Origin of the sequence: Actinosynnema sp. NPDC059797 (assembly GCF_042732085.1) — a bacterium.
Classification (GTDB): Bacteria; Actinomycetota; Actinomycetes; order Mycobacteriales; family Pseudonocardiaceae; genus Actinosynnema.
The window spans coordinates 1-1,314 of sequence record NZ_JBHWIE010000747.1; the positions used below are offsets into that span (position 1 = coordinate 1).

1 protein-coding gene is annotated in these 1,314 nt (G+C 68.1%); it reads left to right on the top strand.

The features are described 5' to 3' along the window. Positions 1-1,314: rhamnogalacturonan lyase (locus tag ACFV4N_RS43875; protein ID WP_499678626.1), on the top strand; the 1,314-nt coding region annotated here is incomplete at both ends.

Consider the following 1,314-nt stretch of genomic DNA (forward strand, 5'->3'; position numbering starts at 1 on the left):
CAGCCTGGACGGCGACGGTGACTACGAGTTCGTGCTCAAGTGGGACCCGGACAACGCCAAGGACAACAGCCAGTCCGGTGTGACCGGCAACGTGTTCGTCGACGCCTACCGGTTGGACGGCACGCGGTTGTGGCGGATCGATCTGGGTCGCAACATCCGGGCGGGTGCGCATTACACGCAGTTCCAGGTCTACGACTACGACGGTGACGGTCGGGCCGAGGTGGCGATGAAGACCGCCGACGGCACGCGTGACGGTCGGGGCACGGTGATCGGCAACGCGAGCGCCGACTACCGCAACTCGTCGGGTTACGTGCTGTCGGGTCCGGAGTTCCTGACCATGTTCAACGGTCAGACCGGTGCGGCGGTGTCGACGGTGAACTACGACCCGCCTCGGGGCAACGTGGCCTCGTGGGGTGACAGTTACGGCAACCGGGTGGACCGGTTCCTGGCCGGTACGGCGTATCTGGACGGCGCCCGACCGTCGTTGATCATGGCACGCGGCTACTACACCCGCGCCGTCATCGCCGCCTGGGACTTCCGCAACGGCCAGTTGGTCAAGCGGTGGACGTTCGACTCCAACGCCTCGGGCAACTCCGGGTACGCGGGCCAGGGCAACCACTCGTTGACCATCGGCGATGTCGACCAGGACGGCCGGGACGAGATCGTCTACGGCGCGGCCACCATCGACGACAACGGCCGGGGCCTGTGGACCACGGGTCTGGGCCACGGCGATGCCGCCCACCTGGGTGACCTGGACCCTTCCCGTCCGGGGTTGGAGTACTTCAAGGTCTCGGAGGACTCCTCGAAGCCGGGTTCGTGGTTCGCCGACGCCCGCACGGGGCAGCGGTTGTGGACCACGGCGAGCGGCAGTGACAACGGCCGTGGCGTGTCGGGCGACATCTACGCGGGCAGCCCGGGCGCGGAATCGTGGTCCAGCGCGGACGGCAGCCTGCGCAACACCAGGGGACAGGCGATCGGCCGCAAGCCCTCCTCGGCGAACTTCCTGATCTGGTGGGACGGCGACCCCACCCGTGAGCTGCTGGACCAGACCCGCATCGACAAGTACGGCACGAGCGGCGACACCCGCCTGCTCACCGCCTCCGGGGTCCACTCCAACAACGGCACCAAGGCCACCCCGAGCCTGTCCGGCGACATCCTCGGCGACTGGCGCGAGGAAGTCGTCTGGCCCACCACCGACAACCGCGCCCTGCGCATCTACTCCACCCCGCACCAGACCGATCGCCGCATCACCACCCTGGTGCACGACACCCAGTACCGGGTCGCCATCGCCTGGCAGAACACCGCCTACAACCA